The organism is Oceanotoga teriensis (assembly GCF_003148465.1).
GTDB classification, from domain to species: domain Bacteria; phylum Thermotogota; class Thermotogae; order Petrotogales; family Petrotogaceae; genus Oceanotoga; species Oceanotoga teriensis.
In genome coordinates, this window is the sequence record NZ_QGGI01000024.1 from 1 (window position 1) to 24,232 (window position 24,232).

At 25.4% G+C, this 24,232-nt stretch carries 20 protein-coding genes, 3 tRNA genes and 1 pseudogene; 16 read left to right on the forward strand and 8 right to left on the reverse strand.

What is annotated here, in order from left to right:
* Positions 1 to 98 precede the first annotated feature (98 nt).
* From C7380_RS12020 to C7380_RS12030, 3 genes and pseudogenes are all read left to right on the forward strand, one after another.
* A complete protein-coding gene (locus C7380_RS12020) occupies positions 99 to 257 on the forward strand; it encodes a helix-turn-helix domain-containing protein (RefSeq protein ID WP_109606267.1) in 159 nt (52 codons plus the stop codon).
* 39 nt (positions 258 to 296) lie between these two features.
* Positions 297 to 2,543, forward strand: coding sequence for an HD domain-containing phosphohydrolase (locus C7380_RS12025; protein WP_158274905.1), 2,247 nt, complete (start codon positions 297 to 299; stop codon positions 2,541 to 2,543).
* A gap of 87 nt (positions 2,544 to 2,630) precedes the next feature.
* A pseudogene (locus tag C7380_RS12030) lies at positions 2,631 to 3,490 on the forward strand (DegV family protein).
* 36 nt (positions 3,491 to 3,526) lie between these two features.
* Here the strand turns inward: C7380_RS12030 and C7380_RS12035 are convergent.
* The 3 genes from C7380_RS12035 to C7380_RS12045 all read right to left on the reverse strand — a co-directional run bounded on the left by C7380_RS12035 (position 3,527) and on the right by C7380_RS12045 (position 3,808).
* A tRNA-Met gene (locus tag C7380_RS12035) sits at positions 3,527 to 3,603 on the reverse strand.
* A gap of 9 nt (positions 3,604 to 3,612) precedes the next feature.
* A tRNA-Met gene (locus tag C7380_RS12040) sits at positions 3,613 to 3,689 on the reverse strand.
* Positions 3,690 to 3,720: 31 nt separating this feature from the next.
* Positions 3,721 to 3,808: transfer RNA gene (locus tag C7380_RS12045), tRNA-Leu, on the reverse strand.
* A gap of 222 nt (positions 3,809 to 4,030) precedes the next feature.
* On the opposite strand from C7380_RS12045, the gene C7380_RS12050 reads away from it, so the two are divergent.
* Positions 4,031 to 6,463 carry a TolB family protein gene (locus tag C7380_RS12050; protein WP_109606271.1) on the forward strand — a complete coding sequence of 811 codons (2,433 nt, stop codon included), beginning with the start codon at positions 4,031 to 4,033 and terminating at the stop codon, positions 6,461 to 6,463.
* Between the two features lie 25 nt (positions 6,464 to 6,488).
* On the opposite strand, the gene C7380_RS12055 is transcribed toward C7380_RS12050, so the two are convergent.
* Genes C7380_RS12055 through C7380_RS12075 form a run of 5 tightly spaced genes read right to left on the reverse strand, consistent with a single transcriptional unit; the run spans position 6,489 to position 11,542 of the window.
* Positions 6,489 to 8,900, reverse strand: a complete 2,412-nt coding sequence (locus tag C7380_RS12055) for an efflux RND transporter permease subunit (protein WP_109606273.1) — start codon at positions 8,898 to 8,900, stop codon at positions 6,489 to 6,491.
* Positions 8,897 to 9,298, reverse strand: a complete 402-nt coding sequence (locus C7380_RS12060) for a hypothetical protein (protein WP_109606275.1) — start codon at positions 9,296 to 9,298, stop codon at positions 8,897 to 8,899. The genes C7380_RS12055 and C7380_RS12060 overlap by 4 nt, the downstream gene beginning before the upstream one ends.
* A gap of 1 nt (position 9,299) precedes the next feature.
* Positions 9,300 to 9,986: a hypothetical protein gene (locus C7380_RS12065; protein WP_109606277.1), complete on the reverse strand. Its 687-nt coding sequence runs from the start codon at positions 9,984 to 9,986 to the stop codon at positions 9,300 to 9,302.
* Entirely contained in the window at positions 9,983 to 11,263 is a 1,281-nt protein-coding gene (locus C7380_RS12070; protein ID WP_109606279.1) for a S41 family peptidase, read from the reverse strand. Before C7380_RS12070 ends, C7380_RS12065 begins: the two co-directional genes overlap by 4 nt.
* Before the next feature lie 21 nt (positions 11,264 to 11,284).
* A complete protein-coding gene (locus tag C7380_RS12075) occupies positions 11,285 to 11,542 on the reverse strand; it encodes a metal-sensitive transcriptional regulator (protein ID WP_109606281.1) in 258 nt (85 codons plus the stop codon).
* A gap of 148 nt (positions 11,543 to 11,690) precedes the next feature.
* On the opposite strand from C7380_RS12075, the gene C7380_RS12080 reads away from it, so the two are divergent.
* From C7380_RS12080 to C7380_RS12135, 12 genes are all read left to right on the forward strand, one after another.
* Positions 11,691 to 12,149: a PadR family transcriptional regulator gene (locus C7380_RS12080; RefSeq protein WP_109606283.1), complete on the forward strand. Its 459-nt coding sequence runs from the start codon at positions 11,691 to 11,693 to the stop codon at positions 12,147 to 12,149.
* Between the two features lie 126 nt (positions 12,150 to 12,275).
* The gene (gene ftsH / locus C7380_RS12085; RefSeq protein WP_109606285.1) at positions 12,276 to 14,162 is read left to right on the forward strand and encodes an ATP-dependent zinc metalloprotease FtsH; all 1,887 of its coding nucleotides are present in this window, start codon (positions 12,276 to 12,278) and stop codon (positions 14,160 to 14,162) included.
* A gap of 321 nt (positions 14,163 to 14,483) precedes the next feature.
* The gene (locus tag C7380_RS12090; RefSeq protein WP_109606287.1) at positions 14,484 to 15,482 is read left to right on the forward strand and encodes a TolC family protein; all 999 of its coding nucleotides are present in this window, start codon (positions 14,484 to 14,486) and stop codon (positions 15,480 to 15,482) included.
* Entirely contained in the window at positions 15,479 to 16,783 is a 1,305-nt protein-coding gene (locus C7380_RS12095; RefSeq protein WP_109606289.1) for a hypothetical protein, read from the forward strand. The genes C7380_RS12090 and C7380_RS12095 overlap by 4 nt, the downstream gene beginning before the upstream one ends.
* The gene (locus C7380_RS12100; protein ID WP_109606291.1) at positions 16,776 to 17,795 is read left to right on the forward strand and encodes an efflux RND transporter periplasmic adaptor subunit; all 1,020 of its coding nucleotides are present in this window, start codon (positions 16,776 to 16,778) and stop codon (positions 17,793 to 17,795) included. Before C7380_RS12095 ends, C7380_RS12100 begins: the two co-directional genes overlap by 8 nt.
* Entirely contained in the window at positions 17,792 to 18,490 is a 699-nt protein-coding gene (locus C7380_RS12105) for an ABC transporter ATP-binding protein (protein WP_109606293.1), read from the forward strand. Before C7380_RS12100 ends, C7380_RS12105 begins: the two co-directional genes overlap by 4 nt.
* Positions 18,477 to 19,706, forward strand: a complete 1,230-nt coding sequence (locus C7380_RS12110) for an ABC transporter permease (protein ID WP_109606296.1) — start codon at positions 18,477 to 18,479, stop codon at positions 19,704 to 19,706. Before C7380_RS12105 ends, C7380_RS12110 begins: the two co-directional genes overlap by 14 nt.
* A gap of 118 nt (positions 19,707 to 19,824) precedes the next feature.
* On the forward strand, positions 19,825 to 20,682 hold the full coding sequence (locus C7380_RS12115) for a 50S ribosomal protein L11 methyltransferase (protein WP_109606298.1): 858 nt from the start codon (positions 19,825 to 19,827) through the stop codon (positions 20,680 to 20,682).
* Complete coding sequence (locus C7380_RS12120; protein ID WP_109606300.1) at positions 20,649 to 21,176, forward strand: DUF501 domain-containing protein; 528 nt, start codon at positions 20,649 to 20,651, stop codon at positions 21,174 to 21,176. The genes C7380_RS12115 and C7380_RS12120 overlap by 34 nt, the downstream gene beginning before the upstream one ends.
* Before the next feature lie 12 nt (positions 21,177 to 21,188).
* Positions 21,189 to 22,913 (forward strand): excinuclease ABC subunit UvrC, encoded by a 1,725-nt coding sequence (uvrC, locus tag C7380_RS12125; RefSeq protein WP_109606302.1) that lies wholly within the window; start codon positions 21,189 to 21,191, stop codon positions 22,911 to 22,913.
* Entirely contained in the window at positions 22,913 to 23,704 is a 792-nt protein-coding gene (locus tag C7380_RS12130; RefSeq protein ID WP_109606304.1) for a DUF4895 domain-containing protein, read from the forward strand. The genes uvrC and C7380_RS12130 overlap by 1 nt, the downstream gene beginning before the upstream one ends.
* A gap of 1 nt (position 23,705) precedes the next feature.
* Positions 23,706 to 24,230, forward strand: coding sequence for a hypothetical protein (locus C7380_RS12135; RefSeq protein ID WP_109606306.1), 525 nt, complete (start codon positions 23,706 to 23,708; stop codon positions 24,228 to 24,230).
* Positions 24,231 to 24,232: the final 2 nt, after the last annotated feature.

Genomic DNA, 24,232 nt, shown 5'->3' on the forward strand with positions numbered 1-24,232 from the left:
TATGACACTTAGTATTCCACCAGATATTCCGATTTGAACACTAATTATTTTTAAACTTTAAAAAGATAATTCCACTATAAAATCCGAAGACCCAAAAAATTACAGAGCTTGCAGATTTACTTGGAACAAGTTATAGACATTTGAATAGAGTTATAAAAAAACTTTCTGAAATAGGAGTTATAAAAAGAGAAGATAATTTTATAAAAATTATAGATAGAGTTTATTTAGAGGGATTAGCAGGAGATATATATAAATAAAATCAAACATGTTATAATTAATTTAAAAGGAGGTGAATGATGTTTAAAAGAATCTTCTTCTTTATTTCTTTTTTTTTAATCATGGGCTTTTCTTTTTCTGAGGATTTGAATATTCTAATATTAAATTCATATCATTCTGGATATAAATGGTCAGATGATATAACAAAATTTTTAGTTGATTATAATTTAAAGAATGATTATAATTATTTTATAGAGTATATGGATACAAAACATCATTATGAAGATGATTTTTTTGTACATTTAAAAGAATTTTTTTCTGAAAAATATAAAAATACAAAATTTGATTATATATTCTCTATAGACGATAATGCATTGAAGTTTCTTAGAGTTTTTGGTGAAGATATATTTGGAAATATTCCCATAATTTTTTGTGGTGTAAATAATTATAAGAATATAGATTTTTCTGAACTCAAAAATTATTATGGAATTTTTGAAGATATAGATATGAAAAATAATTTAAAACTTATAAAGGATATGTATTCAAATTTAAATTCTTTATATATAATAAATGATAATAAAAGTGCAACTGGAATTATTTTGAAAGAAGAAATTCTAAAAGAGATTGAATTTTTTGATTTTAAAGAAATTAATTTTATTGAGAATGAAAATTTTAAAGATATATTTGATTTTGTCAAAAGTATTGATAAAAATTCTGCAATTTTTTTAATGGTTTATTTCGTGGATAAACAAGGTAAGTATATGGATCCTGTAGAATTTTCTAAAAGATTGGCTTCTGATAGTAAAGTACCTGTTTTTGTTCCATGGGATTTTTATTTGAATACTGGAGTGATTGGTGGTAAAGTTTTGAGTGGACAATCTCAAGCTGAAGAAATGATAAAAATATTTGAAAATTTGAGAAGACAAAAAGAATTAAAAGAACATTTGTATCAACCCCATCAAAAATTTATTTTTGATAATTATATTCTCAATAAATTTAATATAAACAGAAAATATTTACCTTCAAATTATGAATTAATAAACAAATCAGAATCTTTTTTTATAAAATATAAATATTTCATTATTTTGAATTTAATAATATTTTTGATTTTATTTCTTTTAATTTTTTATCTGAGATCAAGACTTTTAATAAAGAAAAAATATATAAAAAAATTAAAAAAACAAGAAGAAAAATTAAATGCTTCTTATGAAGAACTTGAAGCTTTAAATGAAACACTTGAAGAATCATATAATGAAAATGAAACTCTATTAAATAATCTTAAAGTTTTAATAGATTTTTCTATTCATAACTTTTCTAATTTAGATACTTTTCTAAAAGAAGTTTTTACAAAGATGAAATTTTTGATGCCAGAGGCCGATAATGGCGGGGTTCTTTTGTTTGAAGAAGATAAAATAAACATAGTAGAAAAATCTAATTATACTGATGAAATGCTTGAAAATTTTGATTTTAATGTAGAACAGTTCTATAATATGAGTAAAGTCTTTATTAAAGAGTATGATAAACCATTAATTTTTTCAGATTCTAAAGATGAAATAAAAGTGTATAAAACTATGAATATTTCTATAAGGACAGAAAAAAAACTTTATGGAGTTATGATCTTTGATATATGCTCTGAAAATATGAATTTTTCAAATGAATCTATTAGATTTGCAAGATATTTTAATAAAATTATGTTCAATTATCTAACTATTATGGAAAAAAACAAGGAAATTTTTGATTCATATGTAGATTTTAGTAATAAGCTTGCGATAATAGCAGAATCTTATGATCAAGAGATGGCGAATCATATATATAGAATTGGTGAACTTGCATATTTTATAGCAAAGAAGATGGATTTGAATTCGGATTTTTGTGAAAAGATAAAGATTTTTGCACCTCTTCATGATATAGGTAAAATTTTTGTGGATAAGAATATTCTAACCAAAAAAGAAAGTTTAACTACTGATGAATGGGAGGATATGAAGAAACATACATTATATTCTTCTTATTTGTTATCTGGAAATTCTAATTTTAAAATAGCTTATAATATAGCTTTATATCATCATGAAAAATTTGATGGTACTGGTTATCCATCAGGATTATTAGGTAATGATATTCCCATTGAAGCTCAAATAGTTAGCGTTGTTGATGTATATGATGCTTTGAGAAGCAAAAGATCTTATAAATCAGATTTTTCGCATGAAAAAACTATGGAAATAATTTTTAAAGGAGATGGAAGAACCTCTCCCAATCATTTTAATCCAGAAATTTTAAAGGTGTTAAAAGAAAATTCTGATGAAATTAAACAATTATGGTTCGATTTGTGAAAAACAAAAAAATTTTAAAGAAAATTTTAAAGAATAATATTATAATGTTTATGTGAAAAAAATTAATTACATGATAAGGAGATAAATATGTCAGTTAAAGTTATTACAGATAGTACCTCTTATATCCCTAAAAATATGGTAGAAGAATTAAGTATAGGGATAATTCCTCTTAGAGTTTCATTCGATGAAGAAACTTTTGTTGAAAATGAGATTACAAATGATTTTTTTATAAAAAATTAGATGAAAAAGGAGAAATTCCAATTTCTTCACAGCCATCTATTGATTTTTTTTATAATATGTTTGAAAAAGAAATAAAAATAGGTAATGAAATAGTTGGAGTTTTTATTTCAGCTGATATGAGTGGAACTTTTTCAACAGCTGTAATGGTTAAAAATATGATTTTAAAAGAATATCCAAAGGCTAAAATAAAAATTTTAAATTCTAAGTCCAATAGTATGCAATTGGGTTATGCGGCTATAGAAGGGGCAAGAATTTCTAAGGCTGGTGGGGCTTTTAATGATGTTGTTGAGACTATTGAAAATACAATAAAAAGAACCCGATTCCTTTTTATACCTGATACATTTAAATACTTAAAAAAAGGAGGAAGAATAGGTTCAGCTCAGGCACTTTTAGGATCTTTACTTAAAATAAAACCTATTTTAACTGTAAATGATGGAAAAACAGATGTTATGGAAAAAATAAGAACAAGAAAAAAAGCAATTGAAAAGATGATAGATGTATTTTTAAAGGATATAGAACAATATGGATTTAAAGATGCAATAATTCATCATATAAATTGTGATAATGATGCACAAGAATTCGCAGATTTAATAAAAGAACAAACAGGTAAGATAATAGATAAAATTCCTATAGGCCCAGTTATAGGAACTCATGTTGGGCCAGGTGCCATAGGTATAGTTTATTTAACAGAAAATGATATGATATAAATAAAAAATAGTGTGATTAAAAATCACACTATTTTTTGGTGGCGAGGAAGAGATTCGAACTCTTGACACTACGGGTATGAGCCGTATGCTCTAGCCAACTGAGCTACCTCGCCAAAAAAATATGGTAGCGGGGGAAGGATTTGAACCTACGACCTTCGGGTTATGAGCCCGACGAGCTACCAGACTGCTCCACCCCGCACCAAGTAAAGGTACTTTGGAATTTTAAAAGATGGTGCCGAGGGTCGGACTCGAACCGACACGAGCGAAATGCCCAATGGATTTTAAGTCCACAGCGTCTACCTATTCCGCCACCCCGGCATCTTTCATTCATTCCGTAAAGAATTTTATCATAAATATGATAAGTTGTCAAGAGGGTATTGTTAAGAAAGTATTTTTTTTATATGTTGATATAAATAATAATTATAAATAATAAATTAATGAGCTTCTTATTATTGATATATTTTTAAGAAAATGGATTCTATAAAAGTCATTTTTTTTTGTTATAATCGTTTAAAATTAATATAAAAGGTGGTTTGGGATGTGAGAAAATATTTTATTATATTATTTGTTATTTTAATATCTTTCATTGGAATTTCAGGTATTATTTATCAACCTCCGGCTGATTTATATTTTGAAGAAACAGAACATTTTAAGTTTATATTTGAAAAAGACTTAAAAAATTTTTTTTATGAATTAAAAGATTTTTCAGAGTATATTTACTCTGAATATTCTGATTTTTACGGAGTTAGTCCAGAAAAAATAAAAGTTTATATTCTTGATGATGTTGATTATACGAATTCATTTGCCAATGGAGCTTATAATTTTATAAGGCTTTATATAAATCCTCCTCAAGATAGCATAGGTCTTGGTGATAATGTAACTGATTGGCTTAAATTTGTTTTTACTCATGAACTTAATCATGTTTTTTATGGAAACTTAATAGAAGACCCTATTTTAAAGATTATTCCTTCAGACACAATAAAAAAATTAATTGGGGGATTATTTATACCAAGTTATATGCATGAAGGTGTATCCATATATATGGAAAGCAAGTATTTTAATGGGAGATATAGAGATGATATTTTTAATATGTATCTAAAACAAGAAGTTTTAAGTAAAGATTATCCAAGGTATTATTATGGCGGTGGAGCAAATATTGATATTTATTCGCCAGCAGGTTTTAATTATATGTATGGGGCTTTGATTACTAAAAATATTTATATAAAATATGGGGAAGAAGTTTTAAAACTCATAATAAAAGACTTAAATTCGAGTGTTTTGAATACCATAAGTGAATCATTTGAAGATATTACAGGAGATAATTGGAATGAATTTCTATTCGATATAAAAAAATCTTATAAAAATTTGGAAATAGAGTTGAAAAATAAGGGATATACTAATAAATATTATGAATTAGAAGGACCAAAATATAATACTGGAAATATTAAAGCCAGTGAAGATCATATATACTATTTTAAAAATCAAAAAAATGATATAAAAGGTCTTTATAAAGATGATATTTTAATAAAAAAGAATATAAGTAATTTTGATGTTTCTAAAAACGATTCTTTGATCTATACTGTTGGAAATAAAAATGATAATTATGTATATAGTTTATATTTTGATTGTAATTGTCCAAAGGGAGATAGATTTATAGATGATAGGGTTATATCGTTTTCTTTTGTTGGAGAAAATAATATTGTCTATTCTAAGCTCAATAAAGGACAATCAGCTTTAATATTATATGATATTAAAAATAAAAAGAAGAAAGTTTTAAAAGATTATTCTAATATTGTTTTTAATTATATAGAATCATATGAAAATAAACTATATATAAGCATGAATATAAATAATATCAGTGATATTTATATGTATGATTTATTAGAAGAAAAATTTATTAAAATAACAGATGATGAATATAAAGAATTGAATCTATTTGCATATGAAAATTATCTTTATTATTCTTCTAATAAAGAAGATGGAATATATAATATTTATCGTATGGATTTGAATGATTTTAAAACTTATAAATTGACAAACAGTATAAGTGGAGCTTTCAATCCAATTATTTATGATAATAAAATTTATTATTTAGTTTATGAATATGATGGTTATCATATTGCATATAAAAACTTAAATGATTTCGATTATAATATTTTTTATCAGCATTATTTAAAAGATTATGAATTTGAGATGGAATTTGAAAGTTTGGATTTAGAAAATAAAGAATTAAATAAATATTATGAATTACCTAAATTTTCTGTTTTTCCATATTTAGAATATGAAAAAAGTGAAGATAAAACTTTTTATGGAATAGATTTAGGTTTTATGTCAGAAGCAATGAATTATTCTGGCGATTTTATTCTTTTATATGATTTTGATGAGTCTTTTAAATTTGATTCGATGATACAATTTGATTTTTATACTCATAATAAGGTATATTTTAATTATTATAAAGGATATAATTATGGGTTTAATATTTCTGATGATTATGAATTTTACAATGGATTGAATAAATTTTTATTTATTCCTGAAATAGGAATAGATTTTTTTGATTATAATTTTAATAAAGTATCATTAAAAAATAATTTAATCATAGATCCATATTCTATAAACCATTGGAATATATATACAGTGGGATTTTTTAGTTTATTTGAATATGATAAAACTTTAAAATATAGTTTAGCAATTGATAAACCATTTATTTTATATGACATCAAATTAGATCCTTTGATTGGATATAGAACAATAGGGGATTATAATGAATTATTTTTTGGTGGAAGTGTAGAAAAAGATTTATTGAGTTTAAATTGGAGTATTTTTGATGGTAAGTTTAGATTGGATAAAATAATTTTGGGTGGTAGTTTTGATTATGGAACATTTAGCAAGTTGGATTATAAAATATATTTGAAATTTAATTCAGCTTTATTTTATTGGATAGATTTAGATATACCTTTTGTGTATCCATGGTAATAAAAAAACGGAATTGAATTTGAATTCAATTCCGTTTGTTATTATTTTTTTTATTCCATTCGCCAATAATCGATTTTCTTCTGAAAGAAGGGATTAGAACAACTGTGAATATCCAAGTTAAAACTATACCAAATACCATAGTCCAAGCAAAAGCTTTTAAAAAATCTCCTTCAGATATTTGAAAACTTCCAAAAGTTAAGGCTGAAGTCAAGAAAGATAAAGTTACAGACTTTAATGTATGCCAATAATGTATTTTATCTTCATCTATTGAATGAAATAAATGTATAAATCCATCAGCACCTATACCAAATACAAGTGGGAAGGTCATTAGAGTTACAAAGGTTGTTTCTATTCCAAAAAAATATCCAATACCAAATGATGCGGCTGATGCTGCAAATAGTCCAACAAATGCTTCAAAAGCTTCACCAATTTTTTTTCTTGAAATTAAAGTTAATAACCAAATAGAAGCAAAAGATACTATCATTGGAATTATGAATTTTTGTTTTACCATTGTCATTATTTTGAACATTGCTTTTGAAAGTCCAACAACTCTTTCTTGAGATTCTGGATTTAGTTCATCAAATAAAAGTTTTATACCATTATCTTTCCATAGTTCTATAGATGTATAAACATTTAAAATCATATATTTTTCATTATTTTTTTCGAATATAAAATTGCTTTTTACTGTTTCTGGAAGTATTTCAGATATGTTCAATGAAAATTGATATAGATCTTTCGATTTTGAAGCTATATTTATAAGATCAAGACTGTTATTATACATGTTATATTTTTTTAAAAGAGATACAACTATAGGATTTTTTACTATTTGTGAATATTCATTTATTTTTGATTTTAAGTCAGAAAAGTTTCCTATTTGGGATTTTATCATATCTGGTAAACTTTCAACTTTATCTACAAGCCCCGTAGATAAAAGATCTGCAGATATTTTATCGAAATTTTCATCTATTCTCATAATATATTTAGTAGATTTAAAGGTATTTGTCCCAAAAGCTTCTGATATTTTTTCTCCAACTATTATAGATTCTGATTTTTCAGATATCATGCCTGGTGGAGTGTATGAAAAATTTATAATATTCATTATTCCGAATCCTATTAAAACTACTATTATTGGAATTATAATATAACTTATGACATTTCCATGTTTTGGAATTCTGTACCCTAATTTTTTAAATAATCTGTTTATATATATGATGAAGTTACTGACTTTTATTTTATCTCTTATCAGATATATTACAGCTGGAACAAAAAATACCATCATAAAAAAGAAAATCAATAATCCATATGAACTCATCAAACCCATTTCTGTGAAAGCTGGTAATCCCATCAATGTCAAAGATAGAAATACTACAACAGTAGTTAAAACGCCAAATAATAAGGGTATAAAAGTATTTTTATATGTTATAAATAATGCTTGTTCAAAATCGTTCCTATTTTTATATTCATTTATTAATACAGTAACTATATGAATTCCATAATCTATACCAAGTCCGAGAGTTATTGCTATTACAAAAGTTGTTATTATATTTAAATTTGTAAAAAGTAATTGAGAAACTCCCATAGTCATAACCATTGATATTATTAGAGAAACAAAGACTACTATGGTTGTATAAATACTTCCAAAAGCTATTATAAATACTGTTATTATTAAAATAACAGATAATATAGTCGTTTTGCTAAAATCATTTGAAATCGCTTTATTTGATTCATATTGAGTTACATAAGCATTGGTTAATCCAATTTCTATATCATATTTTTTTTCTAATTGATCACTTTGTTTTTTTATTTTTTGAACTATATAACTAGCATAATCAAGATCTGTAACTGGCTTTGTAAATGTAGAACCCATTATCATAACTTTTTTATCTGGAGATAAGGCATAGTAAGAGCTTATTTCTGTTGTTGCATTATTATTAGATAAATTAGATTCAAGTTGATATACATTTTCTATTGCAGTATTTAAATATTCTATAGTTTTAAAATCGTATGGATTTGCAGATTTTGCAGCTTCAAAAAAATCATTAATACTTGAAGAAATCGTTTCAAGTATATCAGTATCTCCTAAATAAACTAATCCAAATGAAAGTAAAAATGATAGATCAGTTTCTGTAAAATTATTAAATGTAGGTTCGTTTTGCATAAAATCATAAAAATCTAAAGCTATTTTTTCGGGGTCAGAATTTTCATTTAAAAAGAAACTCGTTATCATTATATCTGAACTTGATAATTCTTTTTGTTCATAATTATATTCTTGTATTATAGGAGAATCTTGAGGTATTATTTTTAACAAATCGGAATCTATACCAATTTTCGTGGCTAAAAAAGAACTTATAGCAGTTAAAACAGCTACAATTATTATTATAATTTTAGAGTTTTTTATAACAAAGTTTGTCATCTTTTCATAAAAATTTTTATTCATAAATACCACCAAACTATAAAAATATCAAAAATAGATCCTATTAACAATGAATAATAGTATTTTTGAGATATATCAAATTTTATTTTTATAAAAAAAACCCATAAAATAGATATTATCAAAAAATATTTGTTGATTATTCCAAATATCAAAGGTGAAACCATAGAAATATGAGAATAATATTTAAACTTATTTTCAAAAGCATATCTTAAGCCGGTACTTAAATAACTCAAACTCATAATAAAAATGATATTTTCTAAAAAAAGTGAGTTTAAAGGAGAAAGCTGATAAATAAAAAATATTATCAGCGGTATAAAAAAACTTTCTTTAGTATTTTCTGATATTCGTTTAGGTTGAAATAATGTATCGAATATTATTATTGGAATATTTTGTAAATGCATATTATTCACCTTTAAAGTTTATGAACTCTAATTTATAGAATGTGTTCAAACCATTTTCTTTTAAAGCTTTTATTAGTTCGACAACATTTTTATATTCAAGTAATTTTTCATCGAGTATTATACTTCCATACTCTTCTAAAGCACTTAATGTAACCTGATTAAAAGAATATCCTCTATAATCTTCATAAGATAAGAAAAAATATCTTGTTTTTAAAAAATCGTACTCGAAATCGTTAAAATCATCTTTGTTCAATATATAAATTTTAGGTATCATTTTAAGTCTTATATTTTTTGTATAAAGCTGATAATAAGGAAGTTTCATTCCAAATAAATCATATTCGGACTTTTTTTCTTTATAATCATTATCTACAGCTAATATTATACTTTTTATATCTTCATAATTATTTTTTGAAAAAGGACTTAAATACAAAACAGAATTGATTGGATCATATTTTATGCCTCCAACATATATGTCAGTATCCATAAGACCTGAAGTAAACTGGGAAACAGAAAATATGTTTCCCATTGAATTAAATTCATTTATCAAATTTTCTTTTTTATGGTATATTACAGGAGTTTTTTCTATATTTATTTTTTCAATTGAATTATCTAAAAAAACATAATTTAAAATAAGGGTTAAAGGAAAAATCACTATGAATATGACTAAAACCCAACCATATAGTTTCAATTATTTTCTCCCCTAATTTTTTTTATTAATTCCTCTAAAGCTGTTTTTACTTGAATATCATTTATATCTACGGTTATATTATTAGTAGTTTCATTTAAGATTTCATCTATTTCTTTATCTGAGGTATCTGTAATAGATACAACATCTTTAACTTTTGCTTTTACTTCTATTTGAGGCTTTATACCTTTTAGATGAATATCCTCACCATTTGGAGTGAAATAATGTCCAATAGGAAGCCACACTTCTCCACCATTTGAAAATTCTATAGGCCTTTGAACAGCAGCTTTACCAAAGGTTGTTTCTCCTATTATGACTCCTTTTTTGCTATCTCTGAGAGCTCCTGTAAGTATTTCTGAAGCAGATGCAGAACCGCCGTTTACAAGAACAACTATTGGAATATTTTCAAACATATTGAAGTATTTTCCAGGTTCTGGAGTTATTATTTCTTGCTGACCATTATAATATTTTACAGAAACTATTTTTCCTTTTTTTATGAACATCGAAGCAATATCTATTACAACATTTAAATAACCACCAGGATTATTTCTCAAATCGAGTACAAAACCGTTTATTTTATTTTCTGATATTTTATTCAATGCTTCATCCATCTCGAAAGCACTTTTTTCACCAAATTCAGTGAGTCTTAAATAAGCAATATTATTATTTTCATAATTTAAGAATGTATATTTAACAGTTTTAGTTTCTATAAGTTCTCTTTTTATTTCAATTATTTTTGACTCTTCCCAACCCTGTCTAAAGAGTTCTATTTCTAACGTTGTTCCAGGTTTTCCTCTCATTAGATCGACAGATTCATAATATCCTAAAGATTCAACTGAAGAACCATTTACACTTATTATATAATCTTTTGGTAGTATTCCCGCTCTTTCGGCAGGACTATTATGCATAGGTGCTACGACAACTATAGATTTTGTTTTTGGATCATATTTTACTTTTATTCCAAGTCCACCGTATTCTCCAGATTCATTTATATTATTTTCTTTGGTTGTTCTTGCATCAAAATACCAAGCAAAAGGATCATCCAATCCTTCTACAAGACCATTTAGTGTAGAATCAAGTATTTTATCATAATCAACATCATCTTTTTCATAGTATAAATTATCTATATAATATAATAATTTTACGATAGGAGTTTGAAAATCTTCAGTATATATTTGTTCTATTTCTCTTGCATCATTTTTAGCTCCGAATACCCAAGAAGATATTAATAAAATACTTATCAATAAGAGTATAAAAACTCTTTTATTTTTATGACTCATTTATAAAAAACTCCTTTCAATTTAGATATTTTTTAATTTTGAAATATTAGCTATTAGATCATCTAGTATTTTTTCATTTTGTGTTTTCTCATATTCTAATATGCAACCTTTTGTATATTGTTTAACTATTTGTTCTGCTGTTTTTTCTAAAGCACCTGTTATTGCAGAAAGTTGGGTTAAAACTTCTGAACATTGTCTATCTTCTTCAACCATCTTTTGAAGACCTCTAACTTGACCTTCTATTCTTTTTAGACGGTTTATTATATTTTTTTGGCTCATATTCTCTCCCTTCCTATTTAAATATCTACTTAATTATAACATAAAATTTAAATCAAAAGATTTAAAATAATTGAAGCTATTCATTTTTAAGTTTTTTTTAAGTCGAATGAATAATATATCTATATAGATATATAATGGAGAAGATAATATGGCTAAACTTCCTTTTTTAAAATTTTTAATGATTCAATATTTGATAGAAAATGGAGAGATAACTGGATATTCTTTTATAAAGTTTTGTAAAAGAAAGGATATTCCTGTTTCTTCTGGAACTGTATATCCACATTTAAAAACTTTATCTGATAATGGTATAATAGATTTTAAAATTTATAAAAATAAAAAAATATATAGTTTTACAGATTATGGTAAAGAATATTCAAAAGAAATGTATAAAAAATATGTTAATTTAAAAAAAGAGGTAAAAAAAATAGACATGTTTTTTACGAACATTCCAAGTAATTATCCTGAAAATATAAAAACAGAATTTAATATATTATATAGTCTTTACAATTGTACAGATTATTATGATATAAAAGATTTAAAAAAAATAAAAGAAAAACTTTTGAATATATTGGATATAATAGATGCTGAAATTGAAAAAGATAAATAATTTTATTTTTTTATAATAGATAAAAATGATACAATTAATATATGCATTGACTTTTAAATTTTTCTGTAATATAAAAATTATAAAATATATAAAAGTTATAAGAATATTCGTTCAAAGGAGGGTAATATGGATAAAAAACCTAAAAGAAGTTTAGGGCCTATATTTGTTTATTTAATATTGTTTGCAATAATAGTTTTTAGTATAAGCAGATTAAATGCCCCATCCAATAAAGAGATAGGATATACAGAACTTTTAAAGCAAATCGATAAAGGACAGATAATAAGACTGGAAATTGAAGACAGTGGTTTAGTTAGGGCGAAAACTAAAACAGGAGACATTCTCCAAGCTTATGCACCTACCTTGTTACAGGATGAAGCATATACAAGAGCCCTTGTAAATGAAGGGATACAGATAAAATATATAAGGAGCACTGGATCGAGTTGGTGGGTAAGTCTTTTGATACATATGGCACCAATTTTAATAATGATACTTTTTTGGGTATGGCTTTTCAAAGGTGTCGGCTCAAGAGGAGGCGGTGGAGCTCCTGGAATGAACTTTAAAAAAAGTCCGGCAAGAAAATTTGATCCCAAAAAAGCTAAAATAGGATTTAAAGATGTTGCTGGAATAGATGAAGCAAGAGAGGAACTTGAAGATATAGTAACCTTTCTTAAGAATCCTCAAGAATTTAATACTCTCGGAGCGAGAATGCCAAAAGGTGTCCTTCTAGTAGGACAACCTGGAACAGGAAAAACTCTTATAGCAAGAGCTGTTGCAGGTGAAGCTGGTGTACCTTTCTTTTATATAAGTGGTTCTGATTTTGTTGAGTTATTTGTCGGTGTTGGAGCATCCCGTGTTAGAGAAATGTTTAATCAAGCAAAAGCTGAAGCTCCAGCAATAATATTTATAGATGAAATCGATGCTGTTGGTAGACAAAGAGGTGCCGGACTTGGTGGCGGACATGACGAAAGAGAACAAACTTTAAACTCTTTGCTTGTTGAAATGGATGGATTTGATCCTAAAGCAGGAATTATAGTTATGGCTGCAACAAATAGACCAGATATACTTGATAAAGCACTTTTAAGACCTGGAAGATTTGACAAAAAAGTTGTTATAGATGCTCCTGATTTAAAAGGAAGAGAAGAAATACTAAAAGTTCATATGAAAGGTAAAAAGATATCTAAAGATGTTGATCCGGAAGTACTTGCAAGAGGTACTCCTGGTTTTGTTGGAGCTGATTTAGAAAACTTGATCAATGAATCTGCTTTACTTGCAGCAAGAAATAAAAGGGAATTTATAACTATGGAAGATTGTTCAGAAGCAATTGAAAGAGTTATTGCAGGACCAGAAAGAAGATCCAGAAAACTTTCTGATAAAGAAAAGAAAATAGTAACTTATCATGAACTTGGTCATGCGATGTTAGGATATTTATTGCCAAATTCAGATCCAGTTCATAAGATCACCATAGTCCCAAGAGGTCATGCTGCTTTAGGTTATACATTGCAATTACCATTAGAAGAAAAATTTTTAATGAGTGAAGAAGAGCTAAAAGATAGGATAATCACTCTTTTAGGTGGTAGAGCTTCTGAAGATATAATTTTTAATGAAATAACTTCTGGTGCTGGTAATGATTTAAAAAGAGCCACAGAAATAGTTAAAAAGATGGTCACTCAGCTTGGAATGAGTAAAAAGATAGGACCTATTGCATGGGGAGAAGAAGAAGGCGAAGTCTTTCTTGGAAGAGAATTAACTAAAATGAAGAATTATTCTCAAGATACTGCAAAAGAGATAGATAATGAAATAAAAAACTTAATAATAGAAAGTTATGAAAGAGCAAAAAATATACTTGGTGAAAATAAGCAGAGATTAGATCTATTGGCAGCATATTTGTATGGAAAAGAAACTATAGATGGAGAAGAATTTAAAAAATTGATGGAAATGGATATAGATGATTTAAATAAAAAAATAATCGATGATGAAAATATAAAAATAAAAATATTAGATGTAAAAGCGTAAATGAATATAATCAGTGCATTGAACTTTGTTTCAATGCACTTTTATTTTTTTTTAAGTGACTTGATTTATCATTGATAAAATGATATAATAAAAAAGTGTTATATATAACTATAACACAATAACAAATTCAATATTGAATATATGATGAATTTATTAGATTTTGCTTGATTTTTTCACATAATAAATAATATAATCTAATAAATACTTATAACTTACAAAAATGTAAGTTAATTATCTTTGTAGTAAGGTATAAAAATAGAATTTTATTAGAATAAAAAATATAATATATATTAGAAACAATATTAATTGGGAGGTAATGATATGAAAAAAGTTTTAATTTTATTGGTATTAGTATTTACTATTATGAGTTTTTCTGCTACATTATTTGATGTTATAGAGTCTGCTAAAGCTACATCTACAACATATGAACTTTCAAATTTGGAATATGTTTTGATGGAAATGGAATATGATAAGAATAAAATAATGGCAACAAATCAAAAGTCAGAGTTAAGTGCGGAAATAAATTTTTTAAATTCTTTAAAAGAAAATAAAAAAACTGTAGAAAGATTTTATACAGATACTATAAATACTTATTTTGATTACTTAATAGATAAACTCGACTATGAAAGTACTGAACTTAAAATCAAAAATGCAAGAATTGATTTAGAAAATAAGAAAAAATTATTCGAAAAAAAATTGATTTCTATTGATGAACTAAAAAATGCTGAATTAACTTTAAGTGATTTAGAAAATTCTATAACGAGTAAAAAAGTAAAAATGCTTGATTCAAAAAATGATTTAATAGAAATATATTCAAAAGAAATTTCTGAAATAAAGGTTAGTTTAATAGATTATGCCAATTATTTAGTTGATGATAAAGTTTATTTTGATAATAATTATGATTATAAAATATTAGAAAAGAATAAAGAATTAAATGAAGTTGAGATGAAGACATTACCTTCAAACTCATCAGAATTTGATATAAAAAATCTTGAATTAAAAAATAGAAAACTTGAAGTAAATATAAAAGACTCAGAGGATGCTTTGTATAAATCACATAGAGACTTAAAAAATCAATTAGAATCTTTTAAAATATCTATAAAAAATCTTGAAGAAAGAATAAATTTATCAAAAACAACTTATGAAGATACAAATAATAAGTTTATAAATGGTTTAGCTTCAGAAGCTGAATTAAATAAATCTAAAGCTGATTATATCGATAGTTCAAAAACTTATTATGAAACAATGAAGCAATATTTTAATTCTTTTGTTAAATATTTACTTGATACTGGAAGGAGACCTGAGGAGGTATTAAATTGAGAAAGGTAATTTTAATACTCTTTCTTTCTTTATTTTCAATAATTAGTTTCTCATCAGTTGAAGATATATTTAAGGAAGAATTGAACAAAAACATACAATTAAAAGAAAGTGAAAATAATTTAAAAAATATAGAGATAAATATCAAAAAGAAAAATAATTTTTTTATTCCTTATATGTCTATAAAGTCAAGTCCTTTTGTCATGTTAAATAATCAAAATTCTGATAGTATAAACTTCAATATATTAAATGTACAAAAGACTTTAAAAGATTATACTTATTCTACAAAGTTGTATTTGAATTTTACTGAATTATATGGTGCTCAACTTGGAATGACTTTACCATTTGGATATAATGAAGATGAAAATAAGTTTCAAATTGGTAATTTAGGTCTTTCTATTTCAAGGGATTTAAAAAAAGAACCAGAAGTTGAAAAATTAAATTTAGAAGCTAATTATTATGATGCCATATATTCAATAAAAAAGACAAAAAACTCTATTTATATTAGTACAATAAATTCTATAATAAATAAAAATAATAATGAAGAATTAATGAATCTTAATATGAAAAAACTTGAATTATTGGTAAAAAAATATGAATATTTAAAAGATGAAGATGAAAGAGAAAAAGTTGAATTAGACATTATAAAAACTAAAAAATCCATACAATCTTTAAAAGATAAACAAGAAAACTTCGATTATGATATAGATAAAAAAACTTATGAAGAAGCATTAAATTTATTGAAAAAGTATGATGAAAAAATAAATATGAATTATATTCAAAGAGAAGATATAAAAGCTTTGAATAAAAGAGTAGAAGCAGCTAAAATACAAGAAACGTTTTGGTTTTTGCCATATTTGCCAGATATGTCTGTTGCATTTAATATAAATGATTTAGAGAATTTCAAATGGAGTTTGACATTTGATTTAAACTTAAATGTACTTGATTTTGGCGAAAAAGAACAGCTTGCAAACACGAGAAAAAATAATTATAGTGATTTGAAAGTTAAAGAGAAAATTGATTCAATAGAAAGAACCATAAAAAGTTATTTAAATGATATAAGAATTAATGAATTTGATAAAAAAATAAATGCATCTAATTTAAAACAGTCAAAAGAAAATATTTTAAAAAATAGAAAATTATTTGAAAATGGTTTTATGAGTGAACTCGATTATGATCTTTATGAAATAGATTATAGAATAAATGAAATAAACTTTGAAAGTTCAAATTTAACAGATAATTTTAACTATATGAATATAGCTTCTGAAAATGGTGAAGCATTATGGGGTGATTTAGTTGAGTAAAAAGAAAAGCAAAAAATGGATCTGGATAATAATTATATTGATCATAATTATTGGAGGTTATGTTCTTATAAATAAATCAAAATCTGAAACAAATCCTGAAATAAATGCAAATATTCAAATACCAAATCTTGAATATAAAGTTCAAAAAAGAGACTTTGGAGATTATACGGAAATAGTTGGAAATGTAAATGCTGATACCAGAACTATATATCCACCATTTAAAGAAAAGATAACAGATGTTTTTGTTGAAGAAGGCCAAAAAGTAGAAATAGGAGATCAGCTATTAAAGTTTGAAGATTTAACTTATAGAATAAATTATATTTCAAAACAAATAGATTATGATAATTCATTGAACATGGCCGAAAAAATAAGAGAATTAAAAAAACTTCAACTCGAACAAGCAAAAGAAGAACTTGAAAAAACTACGCTTAAATCTCCTGTTAAAGGAACTATAGAAAAATTAGATATTGGTGTTGGAGATAATCCTCAATTGGATAAAGGTATGATGGTAATAGTTGATAATGAGTCTATGAGAGTAAAATCTTCAATAGATGAATTAGATTTGCCAAATATAAAACTTGGTATGAAAGCCATAATTGAATTTAATCAGCTTGGAGTATCTATACCTGGAGAGTTAACTCTTATAAATCCCGTTGCTGAAAGTTCTGGAGGCATAGTTTATATACCTGTAGAAATTAAATTTACAGAAGATCCATTGAAATATGGAATAATATCAGGATTAACTGCAAATGTAAAATTAGTAACTTTAGAACTTAAAAATTCAATAGCCATACCAAAAGAAGCTTTGAAAACAAGAGAAAATGGTACAAAATTTGTTTACATAAAAACTTCTGAAGGTAAAAAAGAAGTAGATGTAAAAAGTGGAAAAGAAACTAAAAAATATGTTGAGATTTTAGAAGGTCTTAAAGAAGGAGATATAGTTCTTTTGATACCAGATGGAGCTGAACTCCAAAGACTTCAAAATGTTAACGGTGTTCCGAGGGGATTCTGATGAGCGTAATGAAACTTGAGGATGTTAAAAAAATTTATAAAATGGGGGAAATAGAAGTACATGCCCTCAGAGATATAAGTTTTGAAATAGAAGATGGAGATTATATTGTCATCGTTGGGCCTTCAGGTAGTGGAAAATCTACACTTTTGCAAATTTTAGGATGTTTAGATAGACCTACCTTAGGAAATGTATACATAGAAAATTCTGAAGTATCTTCTATGCCAGATAAGAAATTGGCCGAAGTTAGGAATAAAAAAATAGGATTTATTTTTCAAAAATTCAATTTATTATCTCATTTAAGTGCTTTAGAAAATGTTGAATTACCAATGATATATGGAAATGTTCCAACAAAGGAAAGAAAAAAAAGAGCTAAAGAATATCTTGAACTTGTAGGACTAGGGGATAGAATGGATCATAAACCAACAGAGTTATCTGGTGGACAACAGCAGAGAGTTGCCATAGCGAGAGGTCTTGCGAATGAACCAGCTTTTTTATTGGCTGATGAACCAACTGGAAATTTAGACAGTAAAAGTGGAAAAGAAATACTTCAAATATTTCAAAAATTAAATGATATGGGAAAAACTTTAGTTGTTGTAACCCATGATCCTACAATGGAAAGTATAGGAAATAAAGTTGTGAGAATTCTTGATGGTGCCATAGAATCGATAGAGGTGAAAAAAAATGGAAATACTTAAAGAAACGATAAGATCTTTAAGATCTAATAAAATGAGAACTTTTCTATCGATGCTTGGAATAATAATTGGAGTAATGGCTGTTATTACAGTTGTGGCAGTTGGAGAAGGTGCAACAAATCAAATAAAGTCACAAATATCATCTCTTGGATCTAATATGATTTTTGTGCAAAGAGGATATTATGGTGGGCAAGGAGGAGCTGCGGTTAAAATCGAGCGAAATCCATTTTCACTTGAAGATGCTGATAAAATAAATGAAATGGCTCCAAGTGTAAAAAATGCAGTGTCATTATTAGGATCTAGTTTTTTGGTTCAAGGTGGTAAAAATAATTCATATTTTACCGTTTATGGAGCATCAGAAATTTTTTTCGATTTATTAAGTGTAGATTTAATTTCTGGTAGGAATGTGAGTTATGAAGACTATAAAAATGCTGAAAATAATGTAGTTGTTGGGTATAATATTGCCAGTAAATTGTTCCCAGGAGAAAATCCAATTGGAAAAACTATATACATGATTCAACCTGGAAAAAATTTTACAAGAAAAGTAGCTTTTGAAATAATTGGATTGATGGAAAAATCTGGTAGTATAGGTTTTTTTGATGTTGATAATATGATTTTAATGAATGATAAATTATCAGATGCAAGGCTTTTTCAATCAAATGGAAGAACTTCTATAATTGTGGCACAAGCAAAATCTGAAGAAACAGCTAAACTTGCCATAAAAGAAATAGATCATTATATGTATGAAAAATTTGGAAATGATAAAACTTATGAAATCATGAGTCAAGATGCCATGCTCGAAACTGTAGGCCAAGTGACTAATATAATGAAATTTGTTTTAATATCAATAGCTGCAATTTCTTTGCTCGTTGGCGGTATAGGTATTATGAATATAATGCTTGTTTCTGTGACTGAAAGAACCAAAGAAATAGGTATTAAAATGGCTATAGGAGCTACCAGAAAAAGAATACTCAGTGAATTTCTTGTTGAAAGTGTTTTAATAACTTTTATAGCAGGAATAATAGGTGTTTTATTTGGTTGGGGACTTTCACAAATTATAACAATTTTTGGACAAGGAATAGGTCTTGTTGCTGAAATGACATTGGAAGCTATTATAGTATCCTTTAGTGTTTCGGCTGGAGTGGGATTGTTTTTTGGAATATATCCTGCTAATAAGGCATCTAAGTTGAGTCCAATAGAAGCTTTAAGATATGAATAATAAAAACGCTGAATTAATTCAGCGTTTTTATTTTTATTATTAACTTTTTATATAAACTTATATAAATCATATAATGTATAATTGAATTAAATATAAAGAAAGATGGAGAGTGTATAAAATGAAAAAAATGAAATTTTATGAGTATTTATATTCAATAAACTCTAATAAAGAAGATGAATTGATTGAATTTTTTTATGATAATGAATTTAAAGATTATTATCTCGATAATGATTTTAAAACAAATCTTCAAGTTTTAAAGCTTTATACATCTTATGAAAACCCAAATGATAATATAATCGATGAGTTAAATAATAAATTTAATTTTGAACTTTTATCTAAAAGTGTTGTAATTGAAAAAGATTGGTTAAAAGCTTGGCTTGATACATTAGAAGTTTTTGAATTTGTCAAAGATATTTGGATAAATCCATTTCCAGAAAAAGAATTAAAAAATAAAGAAAAAGTTATAAAAATAATTCCAGGAACGGCTTTTGGTACAGGTCTTCATTCTACAACAAAACTTGCTGGTAGAATTTTAAATGATATGAATTGTGAAAATAAAACAGTTATAGATATGGGTTGTGGAACAGGAATACTATCGATATTGGCAAAATTAAAAGGTGCAAAAGATGTTTATGCTTATGATTATGATGGTTTAGCAATTGAAAAAGCAATTGAAACTATTACAATAAACAATTTGGATATAAAAATTAAACAATCAAATTTTTTAGAAAATGTAAATGAAGATATAAAAAGTGATATTTTTGTTTCAAATATGGTTGCAGAAATATTGATAGAGTTACTGAAAGATGAAAAATTTGATGGCATTATAAAAGAAGGATCTTATGTTATTTTTTCAGGTATTATGGACAAAAAAATAGATCTTATAATGGAAAAAATTAAAGAACATAATTTAGAATTGATAGAAAAAACGGAGGAAGGTTCATGGATAGGTTTAAAATTACAGAAGAAGAAGTAAAGGTATTGAAAAAACAAATGAAAAGAAAGATTGATGAAAAAGTAAAAATTATGAAATATTGCAAATATGGATATCCACAGATAATAAGAAATTATCCTTTAAAGAAGGATAAACCATTTCCTACTCTTCATTGGTTAAGCTGTCCTTTTTTAAATTCAGAAATTTCTAAATTAGAATCTATACAAGAAATTTCAAGAATTCAAAAGATAATAGATGAAGATGAGAATTTAAGAGCTGATTACTTTAAAGCACATCAAGAAGAAATAAAAATTAGATTAGAAATATTAGATGATGAAATAAATAAATTATCAAGTCCAATAAAATTAAAGTTGAAGGAAACTGGAATTGGAGGAATAAAAAATTTTTCTAATATCAAGTGTTTACATTTACATGTGGCATCTTATCTTGGTGGAATAAAAAATCCTGTTGGAAAAATAGTTGTAGAGAGTCTTGAAAATTTAGAATGTGCTAATTGTATATGCTGTGACTTATGAGGATGGTTTAAAATGGTAAATAGAGATCTTATAAAAAACATACCTGCAAAACCTGGTATTTATATATTTAAAGATAAAGATTTTAAACCCATATATGTTGGGAAAGCTAAGAGATTAAAAAATAGGTTAGGTTCTTATTTTAATCCTTCAAATCAATTAAAAAATGAAAAGACTTTGAAGATAATAAACGATTCAGAATATATAGATTACATTTTAACAGAAAGTGAAGATGAAGCTTTTGTTCTGGAAGCTAATCTCATATATACATATAAACCAAAATACAATATTTTATTAAAAGATACGAGAGTTTATCCTTATATACTCATTACCGATGAAAAATATCCGACTATAAAATATGTTAGAATTAAAAATGAACAAAAAGGAACCTATTTTGGACCTTATCCAAATGTTAGATTTGTTAAAGAAGTTATAGAAGTTTTGCAAAGAGTATATAAGGTTAGATCATGTGAAAGAAATATGGATAGAAAAAGTAAACCTTGTTTTTTATATCATCTTGGAATGTGTTATGGACCATGTTATAAAGAAATTGATGAATCATCATATAAGAATGCAGTTAATGATGTTTTAAATTTTCTCAAAGGAAATGTTGAAAAAGTTAAAGAGTATCTTGAAAAGTATATGGAAGAATATTCTAAAATATTAAATTTTGAAAAAGCTGCTCAAATGAGAGATACACTTTTAAAACTTGATAGATTATTCATAAAACTTGGTGTTGAATTTAAACATAATAAAAACATAGATGTTATAGTCTATGAAGAACCTATTTATGTTTTATTGAAAATAAGAGAAGGATATTTAATATCAAAAGTTTCTTTTACCCTTGATTCCGATATAAATGAGTTTATACATCAATTTTATATAATAAGAAAAAATGAAATTCCACCACAAATATTTACACTTTATGATGAAAATATAGATGAACAAATAAAAAATTATTTAAAAAATAATGGACTTAAAATGTTTAATAAATTAAGCAGAAGATCAAGCATATATTCATTAGCTTTTAAAAATTTGGAAGAAGAACTCAAAAGGTATACAGATCTTGGAAATACATTAAAACAAGCGAAAGAAATATTAAGTTTAAAAAAAATACCAAAAAAAATAGAAGGTATAGATATATCACATCTTCAAGGAATGTATACGGTGGCATCTCTTGTGAACTTTGAAAATGGTAAACCAGAAAAAAGTGGTTATAGACGATATAGACTCGATGAGTTTAAAGAACCTAATGATTTTGAAAGTATAAAAACTGTTATAAAAAGAAGATATAAAAAACATGAACTTCCCGATTTATTATTCATTGATGGCGGTAAAGGACAGGTTAATTCTGCACTTAAAGCTCTAAATGAATTAGGTTATGATTTAAAAGACGTAGACCTTGTTGGTATTGCGAAAGAAGATGAAAGAGTTGTTTTTCCAGGAGAAATGGATGATTTACATCTTCCACTTGATAATCCAGTTTTAAGGTTATTGATATATATTAGAGATGAAACTCATAGATTTGCCATAGGATTTAATAGAAAATTGAGATCTAAAAGATTTGAAAAAACCAAATTAGATGAAGTTTCTGGTATAGGACCTGTTAGAAAGAAAAAACTTATAACTCATTTTGGAGGATTAAATGAAATTTTGGAAGCTTCAGTAGAAGAAATAGCTGAAGTAATAAATAGTGAAAAAGTGGCAAAAAAGATAAAACAAGAATTGGGGGATAAATAATGATAAATGATTTTATTCTATTGGGAGCAAAACAACTTTCAAAATATAAAAATAAACTTGCAGATGAATATGATCATCTCTTTCATGTTTGTATAGCTGATTCTGAAAATAAAGTTCCTTGTTTGAGCTATTTTGTAGATGAACAAGGCAGAGTTTTTAAAACTATAAGTGCTGAACCTCCAAAAAAGGTTATGAGTTGTTTGTATCCAGTAGATATAGATTTTAAAAATGAATTGAGTGATGAATATGAACTTTTTTTATTAAAAAATAATAAAGTTGCAAACAAAGTTTTTTACTCTGGAATAGTACAATCACCTTTTAAATTTTATCCATATATTTTAGAAGGTGATGAAAGATTAATAAAAAAAATGAAATTTAAAGAAAAATTGAATGGAGAAAAAAACTTATCTTTTGATGAAATAATTGATGAAGATACTTTTGAACAAATAATGAAAAAATATAAGATAATATCAGATAATATATATTATCATCCATATTTAGATAAAATACATATTGTTTTTTTATTACCAAAAAATATAGACATTGAAAAAAGAGGTCTTATGATAGAAATTTCAAGATGTTTGAAAAATAAGATACTAAAAAATTTTGACTTTTTGGAAACTTCATATAAAATGCCAGATATGAATTTAAAAGATCCTGCCCTATGTGCATTTAAACTCAGAGCAGATTATATAAAAAATATCGATTTTGAAGATATTTATAAAAGTATGATAAATGAGATAAGAAAAGTTATTAATTATATAGATGATATAGATATAGGAGGAGAATGAAATGGCTAAAATAGCTTTAGATCCTATAGAAGAAAAGAGAGAAGAAACGCCTAAAAAAATAAAAATAAATAAAAAATTTTCTCCTGGATCTATAATATTAGAAATGTTTTTGGGAACTTTTAATATAATATTTTCTATAGCCATATTAAGTTTTTCAATAATTTTAAATCTATTAAAATCTACTATACATCAAATAATAGGTTCTCAATTTACTTTAGATATGAGACCATTGATTTTTATAACTATACCCATATTCCTTTTTGGAGTCTTTTTACATTTTTATTCTATTGAAAGGATAGCAAAAAGATATTATAAGTTATATGGTCTTTTAATTTTTTTTAATGGTATTTTTATGTCTGGAATTATATTATTTTACATATATAAAATGTCTATAAATTGGTTTGGTGTAAGCATATTTGGAAACACTTCAATAGGTTTAAATCAATGGTTTTATCTGCCTTCAATTTTATATATAATATATTCTATTTTTACGATATATTATTCTTTAATTCTCATGAGAAAATAAAA

Bases quoted from the DNA above. Each gene is read 5' to 3' on its own strand.
- C7380_RS12025 (WP_158274905.1), top strand. From the start codon at position 297: ATGTTTAAAAGAATCTTCTTCTTTATTTCTTTTTTTTTAATCATGGGC.
- C7380_RS12055 (WP_109606273.1), bottom strand. From the start codon at position 8,900: ATGAATAAAAATTTTTATGAAAAGATGACAAACTTTGTTATAAAAAAC.
- C7380_RS12060 (WP_109606275.1), bottom strand. From the start codon at position 9,298: ATGCATTTACAAAATATTCCAATAATAATATTCGATACATTATTTCAA.
- C7380_RS12070 (WP_109606279.1), bottom strand. From the start codon at position 11,263: ATGAGTCATAAAAATAAAAGAGTTTTTATACTCTTATTGATAAGTATT.
- C7380_RS12075 (WP_109606281.1), bottom strand. From the start codon at position 11,542: ATGAGCCAAAAAAATATAATAAACCGTCTAAAAAGAATAGAAGGTCAA.
- C7380_RS12080 (WP_109606283.1), top strand. From the start codon at position 11,691: ATGGCTAAACTTCCTTTTTTAAAATTTTTAATGATTCAATATTTGATA.
- ftsH (WP_109606285.1), top strand. From the start codon at position 12,276: ATGGATAAAAAACCTAAAAGAAGTTTAGGGCCTATATTTGTTTATTTA.
- C7380_RS12090 (WP_109606287.1), top strand. From the start codon at position 14,484: ATGAAAAAAGTTTTAATTTTATTGGTATTAGTATTTACTATTATGAGT.
- C7380_RS12110 (WP_109606296.1), top strand. From the start codon at position 18,477: ATGGAAATACTTAAAGAAACGATAAGATCTTTAAGATCTAATAAAATG.
- C7380_RS12115 (WP_109606298.1), top strand. From the start codon at position 19,825: ATGAAAAAAATGAAATTTTATGAGTATTTATATTCAATAAACTCTAAT.
- C7380_RS12120 (WP_109606300.1), top strand. From the start codon at position 20,649: ATGGATAGGTTTAAAATTACAGAAGAAGAAGTAAAGGTATTGAAAAAA.
- uvrC (WP_109606302.1), top strand. From the start codon at position 21,189: ATGGTAAATAGAGATCTTATAAAAAACATACCTGCAAAACCTGGTATT.
- C7380_RS12130 (WP_109606304.1), top strand. From the start codon at position 22,913: ATGATAAATGATTTTATTCTATTGGGAGCAAAACAACTTTCAAAATAT.
- C7380_RS12135 (WP_109606306.1), top strand. From the start codon at position 23,706: ATGGCTAAAATAGCTTTAGATCCTATAGAAGAAAAGAGAGAAGAAACG.